Origin of the sequence: Paludisphaera soli (genome assembly GCF_011064595.1) — a bacterium.
Classification (GTDB): Bacteria; Planctomycetota; Planctomycetia; order Isosphaerales; family Isosphaeraceae; genus Paludisphaera; species Paludisphaera soli.
In genome coordinates this window covers 1-23,478 of sequence record NZ_JAALJI010000021.1, presented here as the reverse complement: position 1 = coordinate 23,478, position 23,478 = coordinate 1, and the positions used below count along the sequence as shown (strand labels likewise).

The following is a 23,478-nucleotide window of genomic DNA, read 5'->3' as shown; positions in this document are numbered from 1 at the left end:
CGTTCCGACGAGCCGGGGAGACTCCGCCACGATGCCGGCCAACCTTCCGCCCCAATACTTGAAGGTCGAGGACGAGTACCGAAGCCTCACCAAGCCCGGCGACCGGCTGGAGAAGCTCCGCGAGCTGTATCGGATGCTCCCCAAGCACAAGGGGACCGAGAAGCTCCAGTCCGACCTCAAGCAGAAGATGAGCCGGCTGAAGGAAGAGCTGGAGACCGCGGCCCCCGGCGCGAAGAAGCAGCACGGCGGGGCCCCCAAGATCCCCCGCGAGGGCGCCGGCCGCGTCGTCCTGGTGGGCCCGCCCAACTCCGGCAAGAGCGCGCTGCTGGCCGCCCTGACCAACGCCCGCCCGGCGGTCGCCCCCTTCCCCTTCACCACCCGCGCGCCCCAGCCGGGGATCCTCGACGTCGAGGACGTGCCGATCCAGCTCCTGGACCTGCCGCCGGTCTCGGACGACTTCATGGAGCCCTGGCTGCCCGGCCTGATCGGCTCGGCCGACGCCGCGATCCTGACGTTCGACCTGGCGAGCGACGACGCGGCCGACGAGGTCGAGGCCGTCCTGGCCCTCCTGGCCGCCCGGGGGATCGAACTGGTGGAGGAGCTGCCCTGCGACGTCGAGGACGTCGAGGTCCGGCACGTCAAGACGGTGGCCGCCGCCGCCAAGGCCGACGCGCCGGGGGCCGAGGGCCGCCTGGAGGTCCTCCGCGAGTGGTTCGCGGGCCGGTTCCGCCCCCGGCCGGTCTCGGCCGAGACGCGGGAAGGACTGGAAACCCTGGCCCGGGACGCATACCATTCGTTGGGATTGATTCGCATTTTCACGAAAGTTCCGGGCAGGCCGGCGGATCGGTCGCGACCGTTCACGGTCCCCGTCGGCAGCACCGTGCTCGATCTCGCCCGCGAGATCCACCGCGACCTCGAGGCGTCGCTGCGGTCCGCCAAGGTCTGGGGGACGGGCGTCTTCGACGGCCAGAGCGTCAAGCGAGACCACGAACTGCACGATCGCGACGTCGTGGAGCTGCATGCGTCATGAGCCCGACACGCGGAATTTCGGCGCCCGGCACGGTCGATCGAGACGGATGCGCCGCGGGCCGGCCCACGGGAACCACGAAGATGGCGACGGCGTTGATCGTGGAAGATCATCCGGAGCAGGCCCGCCTGGTGCAGCGGATCCTCGGCCTGCGCGGCTTCGACGCCCTCATCGCCGAGGACGGCGAGACCGGGCTGGTCCTGGCCCGGCGGCATCAGCCCGACGTCGTGCTGCTGGACCTGATGCTCCCCGACGTCAACGGCTTCGACGTCTGCCGCCGGCTCCGCGGCGACCGGGCGACCATGCTGATGCCGGTGGTCATGCTCACCGCCATGGACGACCGCCAGCACCGCATGCACGGCTTCCGGGTCGGCGCCAACGCCTACCTGACCAAGCCCTACGGCGTCGACCAGCTCTTCGACGCCATCGCCGCCGCCCGCGCCTGGCGCGAGAGCATGCTCCGCCAGGACCTCCACGGCGAGATCCACGTCGAGCTCAACAGCGAGATCACGCTGCTGAAGGACCTGAACGACTTCCTGATGAACGTCTGCCGGGCCACCCCGCTCTCCAACGACCAGGTGATGCAGATCCGCCAGGCCGTGATGGAGATGGCCCAGAACGCCATCGAGTGGGGCAACCAGCACTGCTCCGACCGGCTCGTGAAGATCACCTACCGGGTCCACCACGACAGCCTGGAGATCGTCATCCGCGACCAAGGCCCCGGCTTCGACCGCGGCGCCCTGCCCCACGCCGCCGCCCCCGACGACCCGTTCTCGCACCTCGACGTGCGCGACAAGCTGGGCCTCCGGGCCGGCGGCTTCGGCCTGCTGATCTGCCAGGGCATGGTCGACGACATGAAGTACAATCGAGAGGGCAACGAGGTCACGCTGCTGAAGCGGTACCCTCGCCCCGAGCCGACGCCGGCGCCGCCGCCCGCGCCGGAGGCCTGACCGACGGATTGACCAACGGGCGGACCGGCGCGCCGCGACGCGTCCCCCGGCCTCGATCGGAGAGTTGCGTCGGTGGTTACGACCCGAGAACGTCACGACTTGGCGGCCGCGCCGGGGGCCACGGCCACGGCCGAACCGCCCCGGCCCCGCCGGAGGCCCGTCGTCCTCGTCGTCGACGACGAGCCCGAGGTCCTGCGCTCGGTCCACGACCTGCTGCGCATCGACTACCAGGTCGTCACCCGGGGCGGCGGCGCCGAGGCCCTCGAATACCTCCGCCAGGCGCCCGACGTCGCCGCCGTGCTGACCGACCAGCGGATGCCCGGCATGACCGGCGTCGAGCTGCTCCGCGAGGCCGCCGACGTCCGCCCCGAGACCACCCGGCTGCTGTTCACCGCCTTCGCCGACCTCCGCACCGTCGTCGACGCCATCAACCAGGGCCACGTCTTCCGCTACATCGCCAAGCCCTGGGAACCCGACGAGCTGCAGGCGCTCATCCGCCAGGCCGTCGAGCGCCACGACCTGATCGTCGAGAAGGCCCGGCTCATGGTCGAGCTGCAGGCCGCCAACGCCCGGCTCCGCGAGGCCGACCGCCTCAAGGGCGCCTTCCTCGAAGTCGCCAGCCACGAGCTGAACACACCGGTCACCGTCATCAAGGGCCTGGCCGACCTCTGGAAGATGTCGCAGGGGCCGACCGCCTCCCCCGTCGAGGTCGATTGGGTGGACCGGATCCACGCCGCCGCCGCCCGCCTCGCCCGGACCGTCGAACGCATGCTCAAGCTGGTCGACACCCAGGCCTTCGCCCGCCCCCTGAGCGTCGAGCCCGTCGACCTCGAGCCCCTCATCCGCGGCGCGGTCGACGTCCTGTCCCCCTACCTGGAGAAGCGCGGCCAGTCGGTCGACGTCTCCGTCCCCGCCGGCCTCGCGGCCGTCGCCTGCGACCGCGACAAGATCCACGACGTCCTCATCAACCTGCTGGCCAACGCCGTCAAGTTCACGCCCGACGGCATGACCATCGCCGTCGAGGCCGCCGACGCGCCCGACCCCAAGGGCGAGGGGGACGACGAGGCCCCCCGCTTCGTCCGGATCGCCGTCCGCGACCAGGGCGCCGGCCTGGACCCCGAGGAGCACCGCTTCCTCTTCGAGCCCTTCTTCACCGGCTTCGACACCCTCCACCACTCCTCGGGCGAGTACCAGTTCGGCAAGCGCGGCATCGGCCTGGGGCTCTCCCTCGTCAAGACGTTCGTCGAGCTGCACGGCGGCCGGGTCGAGGCCTTCTGCCCCACCGACGGCCGCGGCGGCTCGGTCTTCGCCTTCCTCCTCCCCCGCCGCGCCGCCCCCGACGTCGACGCCGACCTCGCCCCCGACCGGGCGGAATCCATCTCGCCCGATTGACCCCGGACCCGGACGCGGCCCGACGGGCCCTCCCATCGACCGAGACCCCAACAGCCGAGGCCCGCCCCTCATGGCCGTCCTGACCTGCGGCGCGGTGCAGTTCCACCACCGCGCCGGCGACAAGCCGTACAACTTCTCCGTCGTCGAGCGCTTCGTCGAGGAGGCCCGCGCGCGAGGGGTGAAGATCCTCGCCTTCCCGGAGATGTGCCTCACCGGCTACTGGCACGCCACCAAGCTCGACCGCGACGGCCTGGAGGCGCTCGCCGAGCCGGTCCCCGACGGCCCCTCCTCGCGACGGCTCCGCGCCCTGGCCCTCGCCTCGGGCCTGGCGATCGGCGCGGGGCTGATCGAGCGCGGCGACGACGGCCGGCTGTTCAACACCTACGTCGTCGCGCTGCCCGACGGCGCCGTCCACCGCCACCGCAAGATCCACGCGTTCGAGAGCGAGCACATCGCCGCCGGCGACCGCTACACCGTCTTCGACACCCCCTGGGGCGTCCGCGCCGGCGTCCTGATCTGCTACGACAACAACCTCGTCGAGAACGCCCGCGCCGTGGCCTTGCTGGGCGCCGACGTCCTGATCGCCCCCCACCAGACCGGCGGCTGCGACTCCCGCAGCCCCCACGCGATGGGCCCGATCGACCCCGCCCTGTGGGACCGCCGCCAGGCCGACCCCGAGGCGATCGAGGCCGAGTTCCGCGGCCCGAAGGGACGCGAATGGCTGCTCCGCTGGCTCCCGAGCCGGGCCCACGACAACGGCTACTTCATCCTCTTCAGCAACGGCGTGGGCGAGGACGCCGGCGAGGTCCGCACCGGCAACGCCATGATCCTGGACCCCTACGGCCGCATCCTCGCCGAGACCTGGAAGGCCGAGGATCGGCTGGTCGTCGCCGACCTGGACCTCGACCTCCTCCCCCTCTGCACCGGCAGGCGCTGGATCCGAGGCCGACGCCCCGAGCTGTACGGCCTCCTGACCGAACGCCTCGGCCACGAGCTGGACCCCCGCGCCGCGCGCTTCTCCCGAGAGCGGGTCGAGCCCCCCCCGAAGCCCCCCGGCCCAGCCTGACTCCCGCACGCCCGGCGCGTTACAATCGGCCCTTCATCCGTCGCGAAGCCCTCGGATCAAGGAGCCCCTCCATGTCCATCGCCCCCCTGCTGGCCTGCTGCCTCCTCGCCGCGGCGCCCCCCGCCGCCGCCGAGGAAGGAGCGAAGACGCCCCCGCCGATCCCCCGCGAGTTCCGAGCGGCCTGGGTGGCGACCGTCGCCAACATCGACTGGCCCAGCAAGCCCGGCCTGTCGACCGAGGTCCAGCAGCAGGAGGCGCGTGCGATCCTCGACCGGCTCGCGAAGTCGAACTTCAACGCCGTCGTCTTCCAGGTCCGCCCGGCGGCCGACGCGCTCTATGCGTCGGAGCTGGAGCCCTGGTCGTACTACCTGACCGGCACGCAGGGCAAGGCGCCCGAGCCCTACTACGACCCGCTCCAGTTCTGGATCGACGAGGCCCACGCCCGCGGGATGCAGCTCCACGCCTGGTTCAACCCGTTCCGCGCCAAGCAGGCGGGCGGGAAGTACGAGGCCGCCGCGTCGCACGTCTCGAAGGCCCGCCCCGACCTCGTCCGCTCGTACGGCGACCTCCTGTGGATGGACCCGGGCGAGCCCGACGCCCGGGCGCAGACGCTCGGCGTGATCCTCGACGTGGTCCGCCGCTACGACGTCGACGGCATCCACTTCGACGACTACTTCTACCCCTACCCCGTCGCCGACCCGAAGACCAAGGCCGAGATCGACTTCCCCGACGACGAAAGCTGGAAGCGTCACCACAAGGCCGACGACCCCGCCGACCGCGGCGACTGGCGCCGCGCGAACATGACCCAGCTCATCCGGGACCTCTACGACGGCATCAAGAAGGCCAAGCCCCACGTCCTGTTCGGCATCAGCCCGTTCGGCATCCCCCGCCCCGGCAAGCCCGCCGGCGTGGTCGGCTTCGACCAGTACGCCAAGCTCTACGCCGATACCGAGAGCTGGCTGCAGTCCGGCTGGATCGACTACTGGACCCCCCAGCTCTACTGGAAGATCGACGCCCCCGGCCAGCCCTTCCGCCCGCTGCTGAACTACTGGATCTCCATCAACGCCAAGGCCCGCCACGTCTGGCCCGGCCTCACCGTCAGCCGCATCGGCCGCCAGCCCGGCGAGGGCTACGCGCCCGAGGAGATCCTCAACCAGATCAAGATCATCCGCGAGGCCCCCGGCGAGGACGGCGTCGTCCTGTTCAGCATGAAGCCCCTTCTGCAAGACCGCCAGGGCATCGCCACCACCCTCGCCGAGGGCCTGTTCCGCGAGCCCTCGCTGATCCCCGCTTTCCCCTGGCTGGGCGACAAGGTCCCCGCCGGCCCGATCATGACCATCAACGGCGGGAACGTGGCCCTGGCCTCAGGCCCCGGCGGCGAGCCCGCCGCCCTCTGGGTCGTCCAGCTCCGCAAGGGCGACGCCTGGACCACCCGGATCCTCCCCGCCTCCGCGCCCCTGACGCTCCCCGCCGCCGACGGACTCGTCGCCTTCGGCGTCAGCCGCACCGGGATCGCCGGCCCTCCCGTCCGGTCGAACCTCGCCAAGCCCTGAGACGTCGACGCTTCCACCCCTCCTGACCTGCCGGGAGGGGTGGAGAGATCAGCCGACCTCGACGCGGCGGGCGTGGATCAGCGAGCGGATCAGGTCGGCGACCGAGTCGGGGTCGGGGACGTTCGGGAGCGGGTGGAAGACGTGCCGGACGCGGCCGCCGGTTCCCGAGGGCTCCTCGACGACCAGGGTCAGCGTCGCGAGCCCCTGCGGCCGCAGGAGGGGGCCGGTCCAGGACTGGACGGCGACGCCGCGGTCGAGCGGGATGACGTCCGTCGGGCGCGGCGAGCCGTCGCGGCGGACCTCCACGCGGTCGGCGTGGATGTGGTAGGCGGTCCGCGAGCGCGCGACGATCAGCTTCGCGTAGTGCAGCGACCAGAGGCCGAGGAAGGCGATCCCGAAGGCCGTCGCCGACCAGGCCAGCGCGAACGGCAGGTTGACGTCGCCCGAGCCGCCGTTGGCGAAATCGGCCCCGAGCTTCAGCGCCACCAGCGTCAGGAAGCCGACGAAGAGCGCGATCCCCAGGCTGTGGATCGACCCGACGATCGCGAACTGCTTCGGCAGGGGGACCGGCCGCACCACGCGGATCGGCGCCTCGGTCGGGTCGGTCATGGGCTCTCGGGCCTCGGGCCGGGGGGAATGATCCAGCAGGAGTCGTGCGGGGCCAGGCCGACGTGGGGGTAGTAGGTCCGCGCCTTGGGGGCGGCCAGCAGGATCAGGGTCGTGTGCGGGCCCGCCGCCTCGTGCGTCAGCCGGATCAGCTCGCGGCCGATCCCCCGGCCCTGGTAGCCGACGTCCACCGCCAGGTCCGAGAGATACGTGCAGAAGTGATAGTCCGTGAGCGCCCGCGAGACGCCGACGAGCCGGCCGTCGTCGCGGGCGGTCAGGATCACGTCGGCGTTCTCCAGCATCCCCCGGATCGCGTCCGGCCGGTCCACCGGCCGGCGCTCGGCCAGGGTGGATCGGACCAGCACGTCCACGAACTCCTCGGGGGTGAACGCGGGATGGCTCTCCCGCTGGTACGTCAGGGCCACGTCAGCGGGCCCCCTTGCGGTCGATGAACCTGGCCGGGGCCATGTCCCACGCGCGGAGCGAAGCGGCGGCCCCCCCCTTCGCCGAGACCTTCACGCCCAGCGCGTCCCGGCTCTCCGGGAAAACCTGCTGCGTGAGGCACTGGCGGTCGTTGGCGAAGACCTCCAGCATCGGCCCGTCGAGGAAGATGCGGAGCTTCAGCGGCTCGCCGGGCTTCAACTCCAGCGGCGCCTCGACCACGTTCCGAGGGCTCTTGTAGTCCGACCCCCGCAGCAGGCCGCCGGTGTCGAGCGGGCCGTTGGTGTAGACCACGTCGTCGCGCTTCGTGGACTTCGAGGAGTCGATCGCCAGGGTCTTCGCGGCCGGCTTGTAGACGATGCTGGTCTTCTCGGACTCGTCGGGCGTGCAGCGGACGGCCACGGCGACCTCGTCGCCGCGCGGGTCGACCTCGATCGCCAGCTCCATCGCGTCGCCCCGGATGTCGGCGAGGGACGCGTCCGGGACCGTCCTGGGGTTCCGTCGCAGGCGCTCCAGCTCGGGGACGGGCTTGATCGTCAGGTTCCCCTCGTCGTCCAGGTCGATGATCCGGGGGAGGCTCTGCACGCCGGAGCCGGTCGCCTGCTGGGTGGGCAGCGTGCGGGGGTCGGTGACCCAGGCCCAGATGATCCGCCGGCCCTTGTCGTCCAGCAGGCTTTCCGGGGCGAAGAACTGCCCGCCGGGCCAGTTCATCCGGACGTGCTTCTCGGGGTGGAAGTGGTCGTTCTCATAGCGGCCGATATAGATCCGTCCGCCGACCTTGTGGCTGATGCACAGCAGCGCCCGCTTGTCGCCCCGGCCGATCTTGAAGAAGTCCGGGCACGAGCAGTCCTCGCCCTCGGTGGTCCACGACAGGTCGGGGTGCTCGAAGAACGGGCCGACGGGGGTCCACGAGACGAGGTCCTTCGACTTCATCGTGTAGAGCGTGTCCTTGCCGTTGGGGAGCTTGTTGCCGCCCAGCAGGCAGAGGTAGTCGTCGCCTTCGAGCCAGAGGTACGGGTCCCAGACCGTGTAGACGCCGTGGCCGGGCTCGCCCGGCTTGGGCATGGGGATGATCGGGTTCTTCGGGTGCTTCTTCCAGACGATCAGGTCGTCGTCCGTCGCGGTGGCGACGCAGACGCCGGCCTCGACGCCGAACCAGCAGAGCGTGGGGACGCCGTCCTTGTCGAGAAAGGCATTGCCGCTGAAGATCCCCACGTCCTTGTCCTCGGGCTGGGGGACGAGGGCCGGCGGGAGGAAGGTCCAGTCCACCAGGTCCGTGCTGACGGCGTGCCCCCAGCAGTGGCCCCCCTTGGGGAGCGTCGGGTCCTGGTAGATGTACATCAGGTGATATTTGCCCTTCCAGTAGATGCAGCCGTTGGCGTCGTAGGGGCGGGCCAGCCCCTCATGCGGCAGGGCCGTGACGTGGTACGTCGGCCAGTCCTCGGTCTCGCGGGTCCGGACCGGGCCGAGCCCCTGGCCGATCATCGCGAAGCCGCCGTCCAGGTGGAGCCGGCCGTCGCGGACGGTCGCCGCGCCCATCAGCTTGGCCGGCGGGACGTGACCCATCCGGTCCTCGGCCTTGCCGTCGTCGAAGGTCCACCAGACGAGGGGCTCCGGGTCCGACGCCACGTCGGGCTTCAGCTTCGCCAGGGACTCGGCGTCGAGGGCGAACGGGTAGATCCGCGCGTCCTCGATCTGCCCGCGGAACGTCGGCCCGCCCAGCATCTCCAGGTGGCGGAGCCCCAGGAGGACGACGCTGGAGGCGTCGAACGCGGCGGGCTCGGAGGCCATGTCGTATTCGGCGTAAAGCTTCCCGTCGCGATGGATCGAGACGTGCTTGCCCCGATACGAGACGGCGACCTGGACGAAGGTCTCGGGGCCGGCGGTCTCGGCCGGCCAGGCGGCCTGGTCGGCGTGGGTGCGGCGGAAGAACTCGCTGCCGGCCATCCAGCGGGCCGGGGCGATCTCGCCCAGGACGATCGCGTCGAACGGCCCGCCTGGGCGCTGGATCGTCAGCACGCCGGTCCCCCGCTGGGTCGTGTTCGCGGGCGCGACCCAGACGACCAGCGTCTTGTCGCGAAGCTTGGGGCCCTCGGCGAGAGCGACGGTCGGGGCGGCCAGCCCGAGGAGGGCGAGGAGGAGCGCGGCCGTTCGGCCGGGCCTGCGGGGGGTGCTCATCGCGGGACGTTCCTGTTCGGTCAGTTGGACGGGGAGAGGTCCAGGAGCGTGCGCTGGCGACGGGCCTTCCCGGCCTTCGGCGACTCCTTGACCGCCGTCGCGGGCCCGGCCTCGACCTCGTCCTCGTCCTCGCCCCCGGCCTTCGTCGGCACGGCCTCGGCCGGCTTGCCGGCGGGGTTCAGCAGGATCGGGCGGACGAGGGGGAAGACCTCGCGGCCCAGCTCGACGACGTGCGGGTGGCACGTCAGGAACAGGACCTGCACCTTCCTGGAGACCTCGCCCAGCGCCCGGAGCGTGCGCCGGGAGCGGTCGTCGTCGAAGTTCGCCAGCACGTCGTCCATCACGATAGGCAGGGACTCGGCGCGGCCGCAATAGTGCAGGACGTAGGCCAGGCGGATCGCCAGGTAGAGCTGCTCGCGGCTGCCGGCCGAGAGCTGGTGGGGCTCCAGCACCTCGCCGTCGACCCGGCGGACCTGGAGCGGGGCCTCGTCGTCGTCCGGGCGCTCGACCGCGACGTACCGGCCGCCGGTCATGGTCCCGAAGATCCGCGAGGTCTCGCGGAGCATCTCGGGGCGGGCGTCCTGCTCGAACCGGGCGATGGCCTGCTTCAGCAGGTGCTGGGCGAAGACCAGGGGGACATAGCGGTCGACGGCCTCGGCGAGCTGGGCGCGCCGGGAGGCGACCTGTTCCTGGAGTTCGGCCGCGTCGCCGCCCCCCTTTTCGACGTCGGAGAGGGTTTTACGGCAGGAGCCGACGTTCCGGTCGGCCTCGGTCTTCTCGCCCTTCAGGCGCTCGTGGCGGGCCTCGGCCGCGGCGCGATCGGCCTCCAGGCCGGCGAGGTCGGCGGCCTCCAGGCGGGCGACGAAGGCGTCGAGCGGCTCGGCCTCGCGGAGGCGGTCGAACTCGCGGGAGCGGTCGCGGACCTGGCTCTCCAGCTCGACGATCCGCGCGGCGCGGCCGGCCGCGGCGCGGAAGGCGTCGGCGGTCTCGGCGCCGGCGGCGGCGAGGAGGGCGTCGCGGTCGGCCCGCAGGACGGCCAGGCGGGCGTCGCGGCGGTCGGCCTCGGCGAGGGCGTCGGCCCGGTTCTTTTCCAGGTTCGCCCGCCGCTCGCGGGCCTCGACGCTCTCGGTCAGCCGGGCGTGAAGGTCGGCGGCGGCCTGCTCGGGCGCGACGTCGGCCAGGTCGGGCGCCAGTTCGTCGACGAGCGCCCGCACGCGGGGCTCGAACTCGGCGATCCGGGCCTCGCCCGCGGCGATCCGGCCGTTGCGGTCGTCGGCCTTCTTCAGCTCCATCGCGGCCTCGTTCAGGCCCTGGAGCACCCGGCCCAGGAGGGCGACGTCCCAGGTCTCCGGGAGGCGAAGCTCGCGCAGGAGGTCGATGCGGCGGGCGTCCCATGCGGGCTCGTCGCCGCGACGGGCGGCGATCTCGGCGTCGGCGTCGTCGGCCTTCTTGCGGAGGCGTCGAAGCTCGGCCTGGAGGGCGGCGCGGGCGCGTTCGGCCTCGCGGATCTCCCGGTCGCGCTCGCGGGCCGCGGCCAGCAGGCGGGCCCCGGGCCCTTCGCGGCCGGTCAGCTCGGCGAGCCGGCGTTCGAAGGCGTCGATCGCCTCGCGGACCAGGCGGCCCTCCTGCTCGTTCTCGGTCAGTTTGGACTGGAGCGAGCGGAGGTCTTCCAGGCGGTCGAGCCAGCCTTCCATCGCCTCGGGGGCCAGGGGCTCGAAGCTGCAGTCGGCCCAGAGGGCCTTCCAGCGGTCGAGGGTCGTCGCGGCGTCGGCCCGGAGGTCGTCGAGGGCCTCGCGGTCGCGCCGGATGCGGTCGCGGAGGGCGTGGAGCTGTTCCAGCTTGGCGACGGCGCTGGAGTGGCGGAACAGCTCGTCGGCGTAACGGTCGGTCTCGCGGACCATGGCGGGGAAGGCGTCGACCAGGTCGGGCGCGGCCTCGGCGGCGTGGTCGGCGAGCCACTCGCGGACCTCGGCCTCGACCTCCTCGTGCTCGACGTACTTGCGATGCACGAGGTCCCAGCCGGCGTCGCGGCCCCGGCGCATCTCGTCGAGCAGGTCGCGGCTGGGGAGGTCGCCGTCGCGTCGGCTGAGCGCGGCGACCTCGCGTTCGAGCGCGGCCAGCTCGGCCTCGTCCTTCCGCAGGCCGGACTCCGCGGCCTCGACGCGCTGGTCGATCTTCTGGAGGTCCAGCTTGAACCGGGCGACGGCCGCGCGCGGCGGCGCCGGGAGGAGCGCGGCGCGGGGCGAGGGGGAGGCCAGCGGCGGGGCGAGCCGGGGGAGCAGGTCGTCGACCTCGCGCTGGAGCTTGCGGTGCTCGACGCGGCGGCGCTCGCAGTCCTGGACGTTCTTCGTGTAGTCGTCGGCCTCCTGGAGCAGCGCGGCCCAGGGGGCGAGGTCGGCCGGTTCGCCCAGGTCGGCCAGCGCGGCGGCCTTCTCGTCGAGGTCTTGCAGCAAGCCTTCGCGGCGCGAGGCCAGCTCGCCCAGGGCCTTCTCGCGGGCGTCGCGCTCGGCGGCCAGGCGGTCGAGCCGGTCCTTCCGCTCGGCGGTGAGCCGGAAGGCCCGGAGGTCCTCGATCGTCCACGACGGGGCCAGGCCGGCCAACCTCGCGGCGGCCTCGCTCAGGGCCGCCTCGCGGGCGCGACGGTCCTCGGGCAGGTCGCGGCGGGCCTGCCCGACGGCCTCGATGGAGCGGTAGAGGCCCTCGACGACGGCGCGGCGGTCGATCAGGCGGGGGTCGAACCGGACGTCCGCCAGGGCCCGCTCGGCGGACTCGGCGGCCGCCTTGTGGTCGTCGCGCTCGCCGGCCAGCCGGGCGGCCTCGGCCTCGATCGCGTCGAACCGCGTCAGGCCGTCGGCGGGCAGGCCCTCGGGGGCGGAGAGCCCCTCGCGCTCGCGACGGATCAACATCAGTTCGCGCCAGGGGGCGTACGCCCTGGCCAGCTTGTCCCGCAGCGCCAGGTCGCGGGCGGCCTCCAGCAGGGCGGCGGCGAGGGCCTCGGCCTCGGCCTCGGCGTCCAGCAGCTCCTTCCGGCGCTGCTCGTAGGCCTCGCAGCGGACGCTCTTCGACTTGACCTGCTTCGACAGCTCGGCCAGGTCGGCGAGGAGTTTGTTGACGACGAGGTTCCGGGACTGGTCGGTGTAGAGCTTGCGGGCGTCGGCGTCGAGCGAAGCCAGGACCTTCTTCGGGTCGGCCCCGCCGGCGGCCCCGGCGCTGAAGAGGACCGACTTGACGCTCTGATCGGCCAGCGACTTCTCGCCGGCCGCCAGCTCCTCCAGCCCGAAGGCGAAGACCGAGCGGAAGAGGCCGGGCGAGGCGCCGCCGAGCAGGGCCTCGAAGCGGGCTTCGTCCAGCTCGCCGTCGGCGCCTTCGAGCCTGCCGGAGACGGTGTTCTTCCGCCCCTTGCGGCGGCGCAGCTCGACGGACCGGCCGTCGTCCAGCGCGAGGGTCGCGGCGCCTTCGATGCGGCCGGCGGCCGGGCCGAAGGCGTAGGGGGTGCGCTCGGCGAAGCCGAACAGCAGCTCGCGGACGAACTCCAGGAGGGTCGTCTTGCCGGCCTCGTTGGGGCCCAGGATCATCTGGACCCCCTCCCCCTCGAACGCCAACTCGTGGTCGCGGAAGCGGCCGTAGGCGCCGACCTGAAGGGTGCGGATCCTCATGCGCGGGCCTCCGTCGTCGTCAGGCGGTTGAGCAGCTCGTCCTCGGCCTGGCGGAGCCAGCGACGGAGCTGGTCGGGGCCGGCGAAGCGGTCGTCGCCCTCGTCCTTCAGCTCCAGCGTCGCCCGGGTCGCGAGCTTCCGGACCTGTTCGCCCAGCGCGGTGAGCGCGGCGTCGTCGGATCGGACGTCGTCGATGGAACGGAGCAGGTCTCCCAGCACGTCGCGGCCCTTGCGGAGCTGCTCGCGGTCGAGCGGGAGGTCGGTCTCCAGCTTGATCTTCTCGACCCAGAGGTCGTCGGTGAACTCGCCGGGAAGGGCGCGGAGCTGGGCCACGGTCTCCAGCCTGCGGGTCTCGTCGCCGAGCGTCCGGTGGGCGCGGCAGCGCCCTTTGAACTCCAGGCGGACGGCGGCCAGGCGGCCGTCGGACTCGCCGGCCACGGCCTTGAGCCGCATGCGGGCCGCGTCGATCAGCTCGTCGACCCCGTCCTCGGGGGCGAGCGCGATCGCCTCGCGGCGCCAGCGGAGGACGTCGGTCGAGCGGAAGGCCAGCGAGGCGACCTCGCCCCCCTCGACGGTCGCGACCACGCAGCCCTTCGCGCCGGTCTCGCGGACGTGGCGGCCCTGGGTGTTGCCGGGGTAGACGATGTAGGGCCCCTCGTGCAGGACCTCGCGCTTGTGGATGTGGCCGAGGCCCCAGTAGTCGTAGCCCTTGGCGGCCAGCTCGCCGACCGAGCAGGGGGCGTAGGAGTCGTGGTCGAGCGAGCCGGTGGCGTTGGTGTGCAGCAGGCCGACGTTCAACAGCCCCTTGATGGGATCCGGGTAGCGCGGGACGAGGTTCTCGGTCAGCTCGCGACGGGGGAAGCTCATGCCGTGGATCGCCACGCCGAGGTCTTCGAGGACGATGGTCTCCGGCCTCTTGCAGTCGAGCATGTGGAGGTTGTCGGGCCAGGGCACGCGGTAGCTCATCTCGTCGCGCGAGTCGTGGTTGCCCCGGATGACGAAGACGCGGACGCCGTGGTTGCGCAGGGTCCGCATCTGGGCGGCGGCGAAGAGGGCCGTATTGAAGTCGTTCCAGTCGCCGTCGAAGAGGTCGCCCGAGACGATCAGGAACGACGCCTCCTCCTCGACGCAGGCCCGCACGAGGTTCGCCAGGGCGACGCGCGTGGCCAGCCGCACGCGCTCGACGGGCGCGCCCTCGTAGTGCTCCAGCCCGCGCAGGGGGCTGTCGATGTGCAGGTCGGCGGCGTGGACGAACTTCATGTCGCGACGATCCTTCGCTTCGTGACGGGCACGGGCCGGCGGTCGATCCACTCGATATTGTACTTTTGTCCCCCGTCCGGGGAGGGCAATCGGCGTGGATTTCGACGCGAGGCCGGCGGTGCGACCGTCAGGACCGGATCAGGGCGTGGGGTCGCGGAGGGGTTCGCCTCGCCTGTAGAGGTCGAGCCGGGATTGGGCCCTGGCGCGGTCGTCGGGGTTGCGGAGCAGCTTCAGGGCCAGGGACTGCCAGGAGACGGCGGTGGGAAACCGGCCCAGCTCGGCGTCGGCGGCGGCGAGGGCGGCCAGGGCGTGGGGCTCGGCCTCCCTGGTGATCGCCCGGGCGCGCTCGGCCAGCTCCCGGGCGCGGGTGCCGTCGCGGAACTTGGCGTCCGGGCAGGCGGCGAGCAGCCGGGCGCGGTGGGTAGCGGCGACGGCGTCGTCGGGGTTCCGTTCGAGGGCCGCGTCGAGGTCGGCGGCGGCGTCGGCGAAGCGCTTCTGGAGCAGCCGGACGACGCCCCGGCCGGTGCGGGCGGAGGTGTGTCCGGGGTTGAGGCGGAGGGCCTCGTCGTAGTCGGCGGCGGCCCGATCGAGGTCGCCCGTCTGGGCGCGGGCGCGGCCCCGGCCGTAGAAGGCCTCGGCCGACTTCGGGTCGATCTCCAGGGCCTTGCCGTAGTCCGCGACGGCCAGGTCGAACTCCCGGAGTTCGAACAGGGCGGTGGCCCGGCCGAGGTGGGCGCGGGCGTCCTCGGGCTCGACCTTGATGGCACGGCCGTAGTCGGTCACGGCCTCCAGGTAGCGGCCCTGGTCGAAGGCGGCGGCGGCGCGGGCGTCGTAGGCGTCGCCCAGCCGGGGGTCGAGCCGGATCGCCCGGGTGTAGTCCTCGACGGCCTTCGCCAGGTCCCCGGTCGCTCGCCGGACGTCGCCCCGGCTGAGGTGGAACAGGGCGCTCGACGGGGAGAGCCGGATCGCCTCGTCGTAGTCGGCCAGGGCCTTCGCGTAGCCTCGTCGGGAGGCCTCGGCCTGGGCCCTGGCGAAGAAGGCCAGCGGATCCTTGGGGTCGGCCTCGGCGGCGCGGGAGTAGTCGGCGACCGCCGCGTCGATCTCGCCCCGGGCGGCGCGGAGTCGGCCCCGGCCGACGTAGGCCGAGGCCAGCTTGGGGTCGAGCTTCAGGGCCGCGTCGTAGTCGGCCAGCGCCTTGTCCAGGTCGGGCACCTCGGCCCACGAGGTCGCGCGGTCGTAGTACGCCAGGGCGTCGTTCGGGTCGAGCGCGAGGGCCTCGGTGAACGCCGAGACGGCCCCGACGTAGTCCTTCCGCTCGTGCAGGGCCACGCCTCGCGTCCGCGCCTCGGCGCCCTTCGCCCCGGCGTCCTGGGCCTCGGCCGGCGCGGGCCGGGTCGACAGGAGGGCCAGCGCGGCGATCGCGGCCGGGAGGGCTCGGGGGCGGCGGTGCGTGGGCATGGTCGGGTTCCGAGTTGTGGATGCGTCCGCGCGGCGCGGCGAGGGCGAGGGCCGGGGTCAGGCGCCGTAGCCGTCGGGGTGGGACTGGTGCCACTTCCAGGCGGATTCGACGATCGGGCCGATGCTGGTGAAGCGGGGGGTCCAGCCCAGCTCGCGGCGGGCCAGGCCGGCGTCGGCGACGAGGGCCGGGGGGTCCCCCTCGCGGGGCGGGGCGACCACGGCGGGGATGGCGTGGCCGGTGACCTCGCGGCAGGCCTCGATCACCTCCTTGACGCTCGTCCCCCGGCCGGTCCCCAGGTTGCACCGGAATTCGGTCCCCGGCCGGAGCTTCTCCAGGGCCGAGATGTGGGCCGAGGCCAGGTCGTCGACGTGGATGTAGTCGCGTATGCAGGTGCCGTCCGGGGTGGGGAGCCGATCCCCGAAGATGGTGATGTGCTCGCGACGCCCCTGGGCCACCTGGAGGACCAGGGGGATCAGGTGCGTCTCCGGGTCGTGGTCCTCGCCGAGGTCGCCGTCGGCCGAGGCCCCGGCCGCGTTGAAGTACCGGAGCGCCGCGTACCCCCAGCCGTAGGCCCTGGCGAAGTCCGCCAGCGCCCGCTCGATCACCAGCTTGGTGTATCCATACGGGTTGATCGGATTCTGGGGCTGGTCCTCGCCGATGGGGACCGATCGGGGCTCGCCGTAGGTGGCGCAGGTGCTGGAGAAGACGATCCGCCAGACGCCGGCCTCGCGCATGGCGTCCATCAGCGAGAGGGTGCCGACGACGTTGTTGCGGTAGTACTTCGCCGGGTCCGTGACCGACTCGCCGACGTAGGCGAAGGCGGCGAAGTGCATCACCGCGTCGATCTGCTTCTCGCGGAGGGTCGCGACCACCTTCCCCCTGTCCAGCAGGTCCCCCTCGATCAGCCTCCCCGGCGCGACGGCGCCGCGATGGCCGAAGACCAGGTTGTCGTACGCCCAGACCTCATGGCCGGCCCTGGACAGCATCCGGGCCGCATGCGACCCCACGTATCCGGCGCCCCCCGACACGAGCACGTTCATCGTCTTCTCCGAATCGATCCACTTCGTCAGCCCGAGCCTTCGAGTCTACCCGAAACGCGGGGGTTCCGCCGCATGCGGAGGAGCCGGGGCCGGTTTCCAGGCCCCGGCCTTCTTCGCCGCCGGGGCGGGCCGGAGGGCCGGGGGCGGGCCTTGCGGGGGGAGGGGCTTGGCGATGGCGATGCCCAGGCCGATCTCGTTGGCGGCGTCGTAGGCGAGCACGGCGCTGCGGTGGGGGGTGGCGAAGTCGGCCGAGAGGAGCATGGTCGTGCGGTTGGTCTTCTCGCGGGCCGTCCGCAGGGTCTCGGCCAGCTCCTTGAGCCGGGCGACGACCGGCTCGCGGTCGATCTTGACGTTCCCCTCGGGGTCGATCTCCACCAGGATGTAGTCCTCCTGCAGGTCTTCGAGGGTCCGGTTGCGGCCCTGGGCGACGGCCTCCGGGGGGGCCTCGGCCGAGGGCTTCGGGATCTCCAGGGTCTTGTACAGGATCGTCGTCGCCGTGACGAGGAAGAACAGGACGAGCTGGAAGGCCACGTCGACCATCGCCGCCAGGTCCAGCTCCTCCACCGTCTGCGGGCCCGAGCGCGTCAGCGAGACCAGGCCGCCGTCCTCGTCTTCCTCCCCCTCCAGGCCCTCCGCCCGGTCGTCGAAGTCGCGCGAGCGGGCCGCCGGCAGGGCGACGCGGCTGTCCGACGCGGAGACGGGCTCGCCCCGGTCGAGGTCCAGATCCTCCTCGCCCAGGTCCCACGAGGCCGCCGCCGCCCTCACGCTCGGGGCTTGGGGCACTTCCGGCTCCTCGTCCTCATCCTCGACTTCTTCGTCTTCGTCCGAGTCTTCCGACTCGTCATCCCAGCCCCAGGCCGGGGGCGGCGGGCCCGGGGCGGGGGCCGGCGGCGGGGCGGGCTCGTCGAGGACGGGGAACGAGAGGTCGTCGATCACTTCGTGGCCGACCGGCGGCGTGTCCTCGGCGCGGATCTCGAAGTCGTCGGCGGGCGGGGCGATCAGCTCGGGGACCTCGGCGACGCGGACCCAGGCGGCCGCCGTCCCCGAAGGCCTCGCCAGGTCGTCGTCGCGGATCGCGCCCGAGGCGACGCCGGACCGCACCTCCTCCGAGGAGAGCCCCCGCACCAGCTCCAGGCGATCGGAATGGAAGACGTCCCAGGAAGCCATGCCGCCCCGACTTTCGTGATCTTATAAAAAACACCAGATGTGTTTCGCATTCCCTTCCCCCCTGGTGGGGGAAGGTGGCCCGAAGGGCCGGATGAGGGGGACCATCAAGGCGGACGAGACCAGAAAACGACGGTCTGCTTCTCGTTCCCTTCCCCCCCGGTGGAGGAAGGTGGCCCGTCAGGGCCGGATGAGGGGGACCATCAAGGCGGACTCCACGGATGAGCGACGGCTACTCGGAACGCCCCGCTCATCCGGCCTTCGGCCACCTTTTCCCACGAGGGGAGAAGGACGATCGGCGACGGTTCAGCTCGTGGCTCCCCTACGGCATGCCCTCCGCCTCCTGGACGCCGACGTGGACGGTGACCCCCTCGACCTCGGAGACGGCCGCGGCGACCTCCAGGACCTTGCCGTGCGAGACGTCGCCGTCGGCCTGGAGGATGACCTTGCGGATCCCCTGCTTCACCCCCTCCTCGACGGCCCGGCGGGCCTGGTCGAGCGTTGCGGCCGGGCCGTCGCCGTGCCCCAGCAGCAGTTGCGGCTCGTCGCCGGCCGCCTTCGGCTCCAGCAGCGTGAGGCACGTCGCCGCCGACTGCTCCACCCCCACCCCGTGCCGCGCGGGGGGGACCTCCACCAGCTCGCCGCCGGTCATCTGCGACGAGAAGAGCATGAACGTCATCAGCTGGAACACCACGTCGACCATCGGCGTCATGTCGATGTGCTCGTCGCGCTCCCCGGTCGCATCCCGTCGCAGCAGCATGGGGCCGCCCCGCTCGCGTGAAGTGCCAGGCGGACCCGTCGATCCGCCGAACGTCTACCGACCGCCCGACCGAAGCCCGACCTCAGCGCGACGACGCGGGCCTCGCGGGCCGCTCGGCGGGGGCCGGGGCCTTGGGGTTCTCGGTCGTCTCGATCACGTCCAGCACGTCCTGGAGCTGCCGCTCGGTGCGGTCGCGGAGGCGGCGAAGCCGGGCGTGGAAGTCGTTGCCGATGATCATCATCGGGTTGGCGATCAGCAGCCCCGCCCCGGTGGCCCAGAGCGCGAGGCTGATGTCCGACGCCAGGGCGTTCGGGTTCACCTTCTCCGAGCTGCCGATCCGGCCGAACGCCGCGATCATCGACGCCACCGTCCCCAGCAGCCCCAGGAGCGGCCCCATCCGGACGATCGTCGAGATCGAGCCCAGGCGGTTCTCCATCTCGGCGACGACCTCGGTGTGGAACTCGGTGACCAGCAGCTGCTTGACCTTCGCCAGTCCCTTCGCCCGATTCTTGAGCGCCACGGCGATGAGCTGCGCCAGCGCCGTGTGCCAGTAGGTGGGGCTCTGGCAGACGCTCATGGCGGCGTCGTACTTCCTCGCCTGGCAAAGCTCCTGCACCTGCAGGATCAGGGCGGTCGGGTCCTTGATCGTCTTCTTGCGGAGGGTCCGATAGAGGAGGATCGCGTTGTACACGCCCCACACCGCCAGGAACGCCAGCGCCCCGTAGATGACGTAGCCGAAAGTGTCGATGATCCGCGTGACGTTCATGCGACCCCCGCCCCGATCGTCTCGATCCTCCGGGAGCCCACCCCGGCCCCCGGGACGCTCCTCATACCGCACGCCCCGCTATTCTGCCCGAATTCCTGCGTCCTGAGCAAGCAACCCCCGCCCCGTCTTCAGAAAGTCCCCATTCCGCCTCCGAGATCGGCTTCGTTCGCCGGGCTCGAAAAACGAACCCATCGGCCGCAAGCCGCTTCTGCGCGGGGAGTTAACCCTCGTTTTCGGGCGCGGAAATTGGCTTCGTTCGACGCGTTTCGTCGATCCTCCCGCGGAACCCGTCTCGATCCACCGTGCACCCCGCGCGATTGGCTTCGTTCGCCGCCCGCCGAGAACGAAGCCATCGGCCGCAAATCACTCCAGGAAAACGGGTTGAGCGCACAAAACGGGACCCGAGATTGGGTTCGTTCGGCGCGTTTCGCGTACTTTCTCGCTCGACGCCATGAGAGTCTCCGTCAGGAGAGTCGACGGGCGTCTCCGGGCCCGCCGAAACCCCTTGCCGACGGCCGAATTGCCAGAGAACCGGGCGCACCGCCCCCTAACCCCACAGTACGACATGAGGACCGGTTGCGGAGCGACCGTCGGGCGTCCTCGGACCGGGGGATCCGTGACCGCGAGCGCCGCGTGGTCCTGGCCCCGGCCGGCGCGGTTGGTCATGATGGCGGGCTTGAGGCGTTGCGAACGTCGGATCATCAGGAGTGACGGGGCGGGAATCGGTCATGGGAATCCTCGCCAGGTTGTTCGAACGCCTTTCCAAGAGCGGGCGCGATCCCGTCCGGGGCGAGGGGCGGATCACCTCGGACCACGGGTTCGTGGACGTCGACTTGCCGATCGCCGAGGTCACCGACGACGGGTCGGGGGTCGTCCGCGTCGTGGCCCGAGGTCGGCTCGACGGCCGGGTCGTGGGCCTCGCGCTCGACCTGGATCCGTCCTGGGAGCCCCGGATCCTGGTCGAGGAGTCGCCCCCGTTCCACCAGGGCGGCGGCGTCCTGCGGCGGACGGGCCCCGAGAGCGACGCGTTCCTGGGCGTCCTCGCCCGCGCCTACGACCGGCCGCCGCCGCGCGGGATGGTCGACCGGATCGCCGTCGGCCTGATCGGCCTGCAAGGCGACCCTCGCGAGGTGCTCCGCGCCCCGATCCGCATGAAGGCCTTCCTCCACCCGGACGGGCCCGAGGAGTTGTACGCCGAGGTCTACCTGAACGTCGACGTCGCCGCCGGCGTCTTCCAGTTCCACGACAAGGACCCGGAATATCACGGTGCCCTCCTGGCCTCGCTGGCCGGCGGCGCGTGATCGCCCGATCGACCGGATGGCTCATCGGGAAGTGAGGGCGACTCGTCCGCGAGGGGGGCGCGTCCCCGGATGCCTCCCCCCCGGTAGAGACGTTGATGACGTCGTGTCGCGAAGTCCGAGTGCTGGCCCGAATGGGGAGGCCCCGCGGATGAGATCGCGCCAGGCCTGGACGCGCCGGAGGATCGTCGCCCTCGCCTCCCTTGTCGTCGGCCCGATCGGCCTGGGCTTCGTCCTGGTGCGGCCCTCGCCGCCGGCCTTCATCCTGGCGTATCCGGCGTTTCTGGCGTGGTTCGCCGGGGGCCTGACCCTGGCCCTGATGCGGCAGTCGTGGACGGCGCGATGGTGGCTGATTTCGACCTCGGTCGCGCTCGTCCCGATGCTGGCCTTGTGGCTCGTGGCGAGACGCTCGCCCGAGGCGCTCCTGGACGCCTTCTGGCTGGTGCACGCGAGCCGTTTCGTGATCGTCGCCTGGCTGGCCGCCTGGTCCGGGGTCGCGGCCTTCGGCTGGTGGATCTGGGCCCGCGACGAGGCTCCGACCGGCGAGCACGTCGGCGGATCGGCGCCATGACGTCGACACCATCCCGACGGTCGGCCATTGAGCGAGGCGACCCCCCCGGCGACACTGGATCCGGCCCGTGGACCCGACCCGGCGGGGGCCGCGCGTCCGGCGAGAGATCCCCTGTGATGGAGGACAGAGGAGATGGACGGACCCGAGAAGGAAGGCTGGTGGGCCGAGCAACGCGCGGCCCTGGACCCCACGGATCAGTCGTTCCTCGTCATCGTGCCGCATGCGGAGGCCCCGGCCGAAGCCTTGAGGTACCTCGGGGCGACCCTGAAACGATGGCGGGCCACGCGGCCCGACGTCCGGCACATCTGGGGCCTGGGCGAGCTGCTGGCCGGCGAGTTCCCCCGGACCCCTCCCGATTGCCTGGGAGTCCCCCACCCCCTTGAGCGATACGAAGAACGCTACGAGTCGGTCGCCCTGCTCTGCGTCGCCGCGGGGGCCGACCTGAGGGCCGAAGCGGACCAGCTCGTCCCGCTCCTGGAGCCGCTCCAGCCGATGCTGGCCTGGGTGACGGACCCGTTCACCTACAGCCAATGGAATCGATGAACGCGGGGCGATCGGGCGGAAACCTGTTCGAGGACCAGGGATTCGCGATCCTCGAACGCGTGCTGACGCCCGACGAGTGCGCCGAGCTGTCGGCCGAGGAGCGGCCGGCGGGCCGATCGACGGCCGGGACGCGGAGCCTGCTGGCCGAGCCCTGGTGCCGCGCGCTCGTCGATCGGCTCCGGCTCCATGGGCCGCTCGCGAGACTCCTGCCGACCGGCCTGGTCGCGGTCCAATGCACGTCGTTCGAGAAGTCGCGCGACGCGAACTGGCTCGTCCCCTGGCATCAGGACCTGAGCATCCCCGTGGCGGAACGGGTCGACCACCCGGCGCTCCGAGGCTGGTCGCGCAAGGAGGGGGCGACCTTCGTCCAGCCGCCCGAGGCTCTGCTGGCCGAGATGGCGGCCGTGCGGCTGCACCTGGACCCCTGCGGCCCCGACGACGGACCCCTGCGGGTCGCGGCCGGGTCGCATCGGCTGGGGCGGATCGACCCCTCGCGCGTTCCCGACGCGCGCCGAGGTTCGCCCGAGGTCGCCTGCCTCGCGGGCCCCGGCGACGTCCTGGTCATGCGCCCGCTCCTGCTCCACGCGTCGTCGCGCGCGACCGGGAGCGGCCGCCGTCGCGTCCTGCACTTCCTGTTCGGCCCGCCCGAGCCGCCTTTCGGACTGCGATGGCGGGATCGCGTCTGAATCCGGCGGATCCGACGAAATCCCCTTCTTTCAGCGGCACGCCTCGCTTACCATTCTCTCGTGCGTGCAAGCATTGCGCGTGCGTCGAGAGTCCCGGAAGGGCCATTAGTTTCGAACCCTTGGTGGAGCGATCATGTCGGACGAGAGCGGCAAGTCGGTGGGCTGGGTGGCGGCGATGCTGGCCTTGCTGGTGGCGTACTTCGGCTGGGCCTTCCTGGCGGCCGACTACTTCCAGCACGACCCGACGGGCGACGCCGAGAAGGCCAACTTCTGGATCAACTCGGTGGCCCAGCTCCCGAACCTCCCCGCCGTCCTGGGCTACGGCTTCCGCGAGCGGTTCTGGATCGTCGGCCTCGTCGCGGGGCTGGAAGCCGTGGTGTTCGTCCTCTGGCTGATCCTGAGGAAGCTGGAGAAGGAGCTGGGGAAGTAACGGGACGGGGGCCATGGGGCGGCGAAGGCGGGTCGTCTGGGTGGTGATGCACTACGAGATCATGGGCACGCCCGACGCCCCCCGGGTCGACTCGGTCCAGTTCCACGTCGCGTCATCGCTGCAAATGGCCGAGGACTACATCGGCCGCGTCTGGGTGGACCACCATTCCTGGTGGCAGGTCCACCCGCACGAGGTCGACGCGCCCGCCGATGGCGACGAGGGCGAGGAAACCTACTACTACAGCCACCGGCGCACGCCCCTGAAGGCCGCCCCGATCCGCCGCGCGATCGCGGCCTTCCGCAAGCATGCCGCCCGTCACCCGGAGCATTATCCGGCCCGGCCGAAGGATGAAGGTCCGGGAACGGGGGAGACTCGATGAGCGGACGTCGTCGCCCGACCCGGGAGGGACATGCGGCCATCCCGACGATGGTGTCCAGAGCGAACCCAACGCCCTTCCCCCCTGGCGGGGGAAGGTGGCCCGAAGGGCCGGATGAGGGGGAGGACGAGCACGAGCGCCGACGGAGTTCCAGCGACCGTTCCCAGGGCCGTCGGCCGTGCGGGCGGGGCTGCGAACCTCGAAGCTCCCCGCGAGCGTCCCCCCCTCATCTGACCGCTGCGCGGTCTGTCTTCCCC

General features: G+C 72.0%; 21 protein-coding genes. 11 read left to right on the top strand and 10 right to left on the bottom strand.

The window, feature by feature from the left end:
* The first annotated feature begins 31 nt into the window (after positions 1-31).
* The 5 genes from G6O68_RS22385 to G6O68_RS22365 all read left to right on the top strand — a co-directional run bounded on the left by G6O68_RS22385 (position 32) and on the right by G6O68_RS22365 (position 5,988).
* Positions 32-1,030, top strand: a complete 999-nt coding sequence (locus G6O68_RS22385; protein ID WP_165250881.1) for a GTPase — start codon at positions 32-34, stop codon at positions 1,028-1,030.
* 80 nt (positions 1,031-1,110) lie between these two features.
* The gene (locus G6O68_RS22380; RefSeq protein WP_165250880.1) at positions 1,111-1,977 is read left to right on the top strand and encodes a response regulator; all 867 of its coding nucleotides are present in this window, start codon (positions 1,111-1,113) and stop codon (positions 1,975-1,977) included.
* Positions 1,978-2,049: 72 nt separating this feature from the next.
* The gene (locus G6O68_RS22375; RefSeq protein WP_240911448.1) at positions 2,050-3,369 is read left to right on the top strand and encodes a hybrid sensor histidine kinase/response regulator; all 1,320 of its coding nucleotides are present in this window, start codon (positions 2,050-2,052) and stop codon (positions 3,367-3,369) included.
* Positions 3,370-3,439: 70 nt separating this feature from the next.
* Complete coding sequence (locus G6O68_RS22370; RefSeq protein WP_165250879.1) at positions 3,440-4,435, top strand: nitrilase family protein; 996 nt, start codon at positions 3,440-3,442, stop codon at positions 4,433-4,435.
* 71 nt (positions 4,436-4,506) lie between these two features.
* Positions 4,507-5,988, top strand: coding sequence for a glycoside hydrolase family 10 protein (locus tag G6O68_RS22365; RefSeq protein ID WP_165250878.1), 1,482 nt, complete (start codon positions 4,507-4,509; stop codon positions 5,986-5,988).
* A gap of 48 nt (positions 5,989-6,036) precedes the next feature.
* Here the strand turns inward: G6O68_RS22365 and G6O68_RS22360 are convergent, their stop codons facing one another.
* From G6O68_RS22360 to G6O68_RS22315, 10 genes are all read right to left on the bottom strand, one after another.
* Positions 6,037-6,597: a PH domain-containing protein gene (locus tag G6O68_RS22360; protein ID WP_165250877.1), complete on the bottom strand. Its 561-nt coding sequence runs from the start codon at positions 6,595-6,597 to the stop codon at positions 6,037-6,039.
* Positions 6,594-7,019, bottom strand: coding sequence for a GNAT family N-acetyltransferase (locus G6O68_RS22355; protein ID WP_165250876.1), 426 nt, complete (start codon positions 7,017-7,019; stop codon positions 6,594-6,596). The genes G6O68_RS22360 and G6O68_RS22355 overlap by 4 nt, the downstream gene beginning before the upstream one ends.
* A gap of 1 nt (position 7,020) precedes the next feature.
* A complete protein-coding gene (locus G6O68_RS22350; protein ID WP_165250875.1) occupies positions 7,021-9,213 on the bottom strand; it encodes a GH32 C-terminal domain-containing protein in 2,193 nt (730 codons plus the stop codon).
* 20 nt (positions 9,214-9,233) lie between these two features.
* Entirely contained in the window at positions 9,234-12,869 is a 3,636-nt protein-coding gene (locus tag G6O68_RS22345) for an AAA family ATPase (RefSeq protein WP_165250874.1), read from the bottom strand.
* Positions 12,866-14,128 (bottom strand): metallophosphoesterase family protein, encoded by a 1,263-nt coding sequence (locus G6O68_RS33355; RefSeq protein WP_165250873.1) that lies wholly within the window; start codon positions 14,126-14,128, stop codon positions 12,866-12,868. The genes G6O68_RS22345 and G6O68_RS33355 overlap by 4 nt, the downstream gene beginning before the upstream one ends.
* 138 nt (positions 14,129-14,266) lie before the next feature.
* A complete protein-coding gene (locus tag G6O68_RS22335; RefSeq protein WP_165250872.1) occupies positions 14,267-15,586 on the bottom strand; it encodes a tetratricopeptide repeat protein in 1,320 nt (439 codons plus the stop codon).
* A gap of 57 nt (positions 15,587-15,643) precedes the next feature.
* A complete protein-coding gene (galE, locus tag G6O68_RS22330; protein ID WP_165250871.1) occupies positions 15,644-16,627 on the bottom strand; it encodes a UDP-glucose 4-epimerase GalE in 984 nt (327 codons plus the stop codon).
* Positions 16,628-16,672: 45 nt separating this feature from the next.
* Positions 16,673-17,794 (bottom strand): ExbD/TolR family protein, encoded by a 1,122-nt coding sequence (locus tag G6O68_RS22325; protein WP_165250870.1) that lies wholly within the window; start codon positions 17,792-17,794, stop codon positions 16,673-16,675.
* Positions 17,795-18,113: 319 nt separating this feature from the next.
* Positions 18,114-18,551, bottom strand: a complete 438-nt coding sequence (locus G6O68_RS22320; protein WP_165250869.1) for an ExbD/TolR family protein — start codon at positions 18,549-18,551, stop codon at positions 18,114-18,116.
* A gap of 82 nt (positions 18,552-18,633) precedes the next feature.
* On the bottom strand, positions 18,634-19,317 hold the full coding sequence (locus tag G6O68_RS22315) for a MotA/TolQ/ExbB proton channel family protein (RefSeq protein ID WP_165250868.1): 684 nt from the start codon (positions 19,315-19,317) through the stop codon (positions 18,634-18,636).
* A 728-nt stretch (positions 19,318-20,045) separates the two neighbouring features.
* On the opposite strand from G6O68_RS22315, the gene G6O68_RS22310 reads away from it, so the two are divergent.
* The 6 genes from G6O68_RS22310 (at position 20,046) to G6O68_RS22285 (ending at position 23,224) form a co-directional block, all read left to right on the top strand.
* Complete coding sequence (locus G6O68_RS22310) at positions 20,046-20,618, top strand: hypothetical protein (RefSeq protein WP_165250867.1); 573 nt, start codon at positions 20,046-20,048, stop codon at positions 20,616-20,618.
* A gap of 148 nt (positions 20,619-20,766) precedes the next feature.
* On the top strand, positions 20,767-21,186 hold the full coding sequence (locus G6O68_RS22305) for a hypothetical protein (protein ID WP_165250866.1): 420 nt from the start codon (positions 20,767-20,769) through the stop codon (positions 21,184-21,186).
* Positions 21,187-21,318: 132 nt separating this feature from the next.
* Positions 21,319-21,729: a hypothetical protein gene (locus G6O68_RS22300; RefSeq protein ID WP_165250865.1), complete on the top strand. Its 411-nt coding sequence runs from the start codon at positions 21,319-21,321 to the stop codon at positions 21,727-21,729.
* On the top strand, positions 21,726-22,415 hold the full coding sequence (locus G6O68_RS22295) for a phytanoyl-CoA dioxygenase family protein (RefSeq protein ID WP_165250864.1): 690 nt from the start codon (positions 21,726-21,728) through the stop codon (positions 22,413-22,415). Before G6O68_RS22300 ends, G6O68_RS22295 begins: the two co-directional genes overlap by 4 nt.
* 133 nt (positions 22,416-22,548) lie before the next feature.
* On the top strand, positions 22,549-22,845 hold the full coding sequence (locus G6O68_RS22290; RefSeq protein WP_165250863.1) for a hypothetical protein: 297 nt from the start codon (positions 22,549-22,551) through the stop codon (positions 22,843-22,845).
* A gap of 13 nt (positions 22,846-22,858) precedes the next feature.
* Complete coding sequence (locus G6O68_RS22285; protein ID WP_165250862.1) at positions 22,859-23,224, top strand: hypothetical protein; 366 nt, start codon at positions 22,859-22,861, stop codon at positions 23,222-23,224.
* Positions 23,225-23,478 lie beyond the last annotated feature (254 nt).

Excerpts from the sequence above, each read along its gene's own strand:
- G6O68_RS22385 (WP_165250881.1), top strand. The coding sequence starts at position 32 with ATGCCGGCCAACCTTCCGCCCCAATACTTGAAGGTCGAGGACGAGTAC.
- G6O68_RS22380 (WP_165250880.1), top strand. The coding sequence starts at position 1,111 with ATGGCGACGGCGTTGATCGTGGAAGATCATCCGGAGCAGGCCCGCCTG.
- G6O68_RS22370 (WP_165250879.1), top strand. The coding sequence starts at position 3,440 with ATGGCCGTCCTGACCTGCGGCGCGGTGCAGTTCCACCACCGCGCCGGC.
- G6O68_RS22365 (WP_165250878.1), top strand. The coding sequence starts at position 4,507 with ATGTCCATCGCCCCCCTGCTGGCCTGCTGCCTCCTCGCCGCGGCGCCC.
- G6O68_RS22360 (WP_165250877.1), bottom strand. The coding sequence starts at position 6,597 with ATGACCGACCCGACCGAGGCGCCGATCCGCGTGGTGCGGCCGGTCCCC.
- G6O68_RS22350 (WP_165250875.1), bottom strand. The coding sequence starts at position 9,213 with ATGAGCACCCCCCGCAGGCCCGGCCGAACGGCCGCGCTCCTCCTCGCC.
- G6O68_RS22345 (WP_165250874.1), bottom strand. The coding sequence starts at position 12,869 with ATGAGGATCCGCACCCTTCAGGTCGGCGCCTACGGCCGCTTCCGCGAC.
- G6O68_RS33355 (WP_165250873.1), bottom strand. The coding sequence starts at position 14,128 with ATGAAGTTCGTCCACGCCGCCGACCTGCACATCGACAGCCCCCTGCGC.
- G6O68_RS22335 (WP_165250872.1), bottom strand. The coding sequence starts at position 15,586 with ATGCCCACGCACCGCCGCCCCCGAGCCCTCCCGGCCGCGATCGCCGCG.
- galE (WP_165250871.1), bottom strand. The coding sequence starts at position 16,627 with ATGAACGTGCTCGTGTCGGGGGGCGCCGGATACGTGGGGTCGCATGCG.
- G6O68_RS22325 (WP_165250870.1), bottom strand. The coding sequence starts at position 17,794 with ATGGCTTCCTGGGACGTCTTCCATTCCGATCGCCTGGAGCTGGTGCGG.
- G6O68_RS22320 (WP_165250869.1), bottom strand. The coding sequence starts at position 18,551 with ATGCTGCTGCGACGGGATGCGACCGGGGAGCGCGACGAGCACATCGAC.
- G6O68_RS22315 (WP_165250868.1), bottom strand. The coding sequence starts at position 19,317 with ATGAACGTCACGCGGATCATCGACACTTTCGGCTACGTCATCTACGGG.
- G6O68_RS22310 (WP_165250867.1), top strand. The coding sequence starts at position 20,046 with ATGGGAATCCTCGCCAGGTTGTTCGAACGCCTTTCCAAGAGCGGGCGC.
- G6O68_RS22305 (WP_165250866.1), top strand. The coding sequence starts at position 20,767 with ATGAGATCGCGCCAGGCCTGGACGCGCCGGAGGATCGTCGCCCTCGCC.
- G6O68_RS22300 (WP_165250865.1), top strand. The coding sequence starts at position 21,319 with ATGGACGGACCCGAGAAGGAAGGCTGGTGGGCCGAGCAACGCGCGGCC.
- G6O68_RS22295 (WP_165250864.1), top strand. The coding sequence starts at position 21,726 with ATGAACGCGGGGCGATCGGGCGGAAACCTGTTCGAGGACCAGGGATTC.
- G6O68_RS22290 (WP_165250863.1), top strand. The coding sequence starts at position 22,549 with ATGTCGGACGAGAGCGGCAAGTCGGTGGGCTGGGTGGCGGCGATGCTG.
- G6O68_RS22285 (WP_165250862.1), top strand. The coding sequence starts at position 22,859 with ATGGGGCGGCGAAGGCGGGTCGTCTGGGTGGTGATGCACTACGAGATC.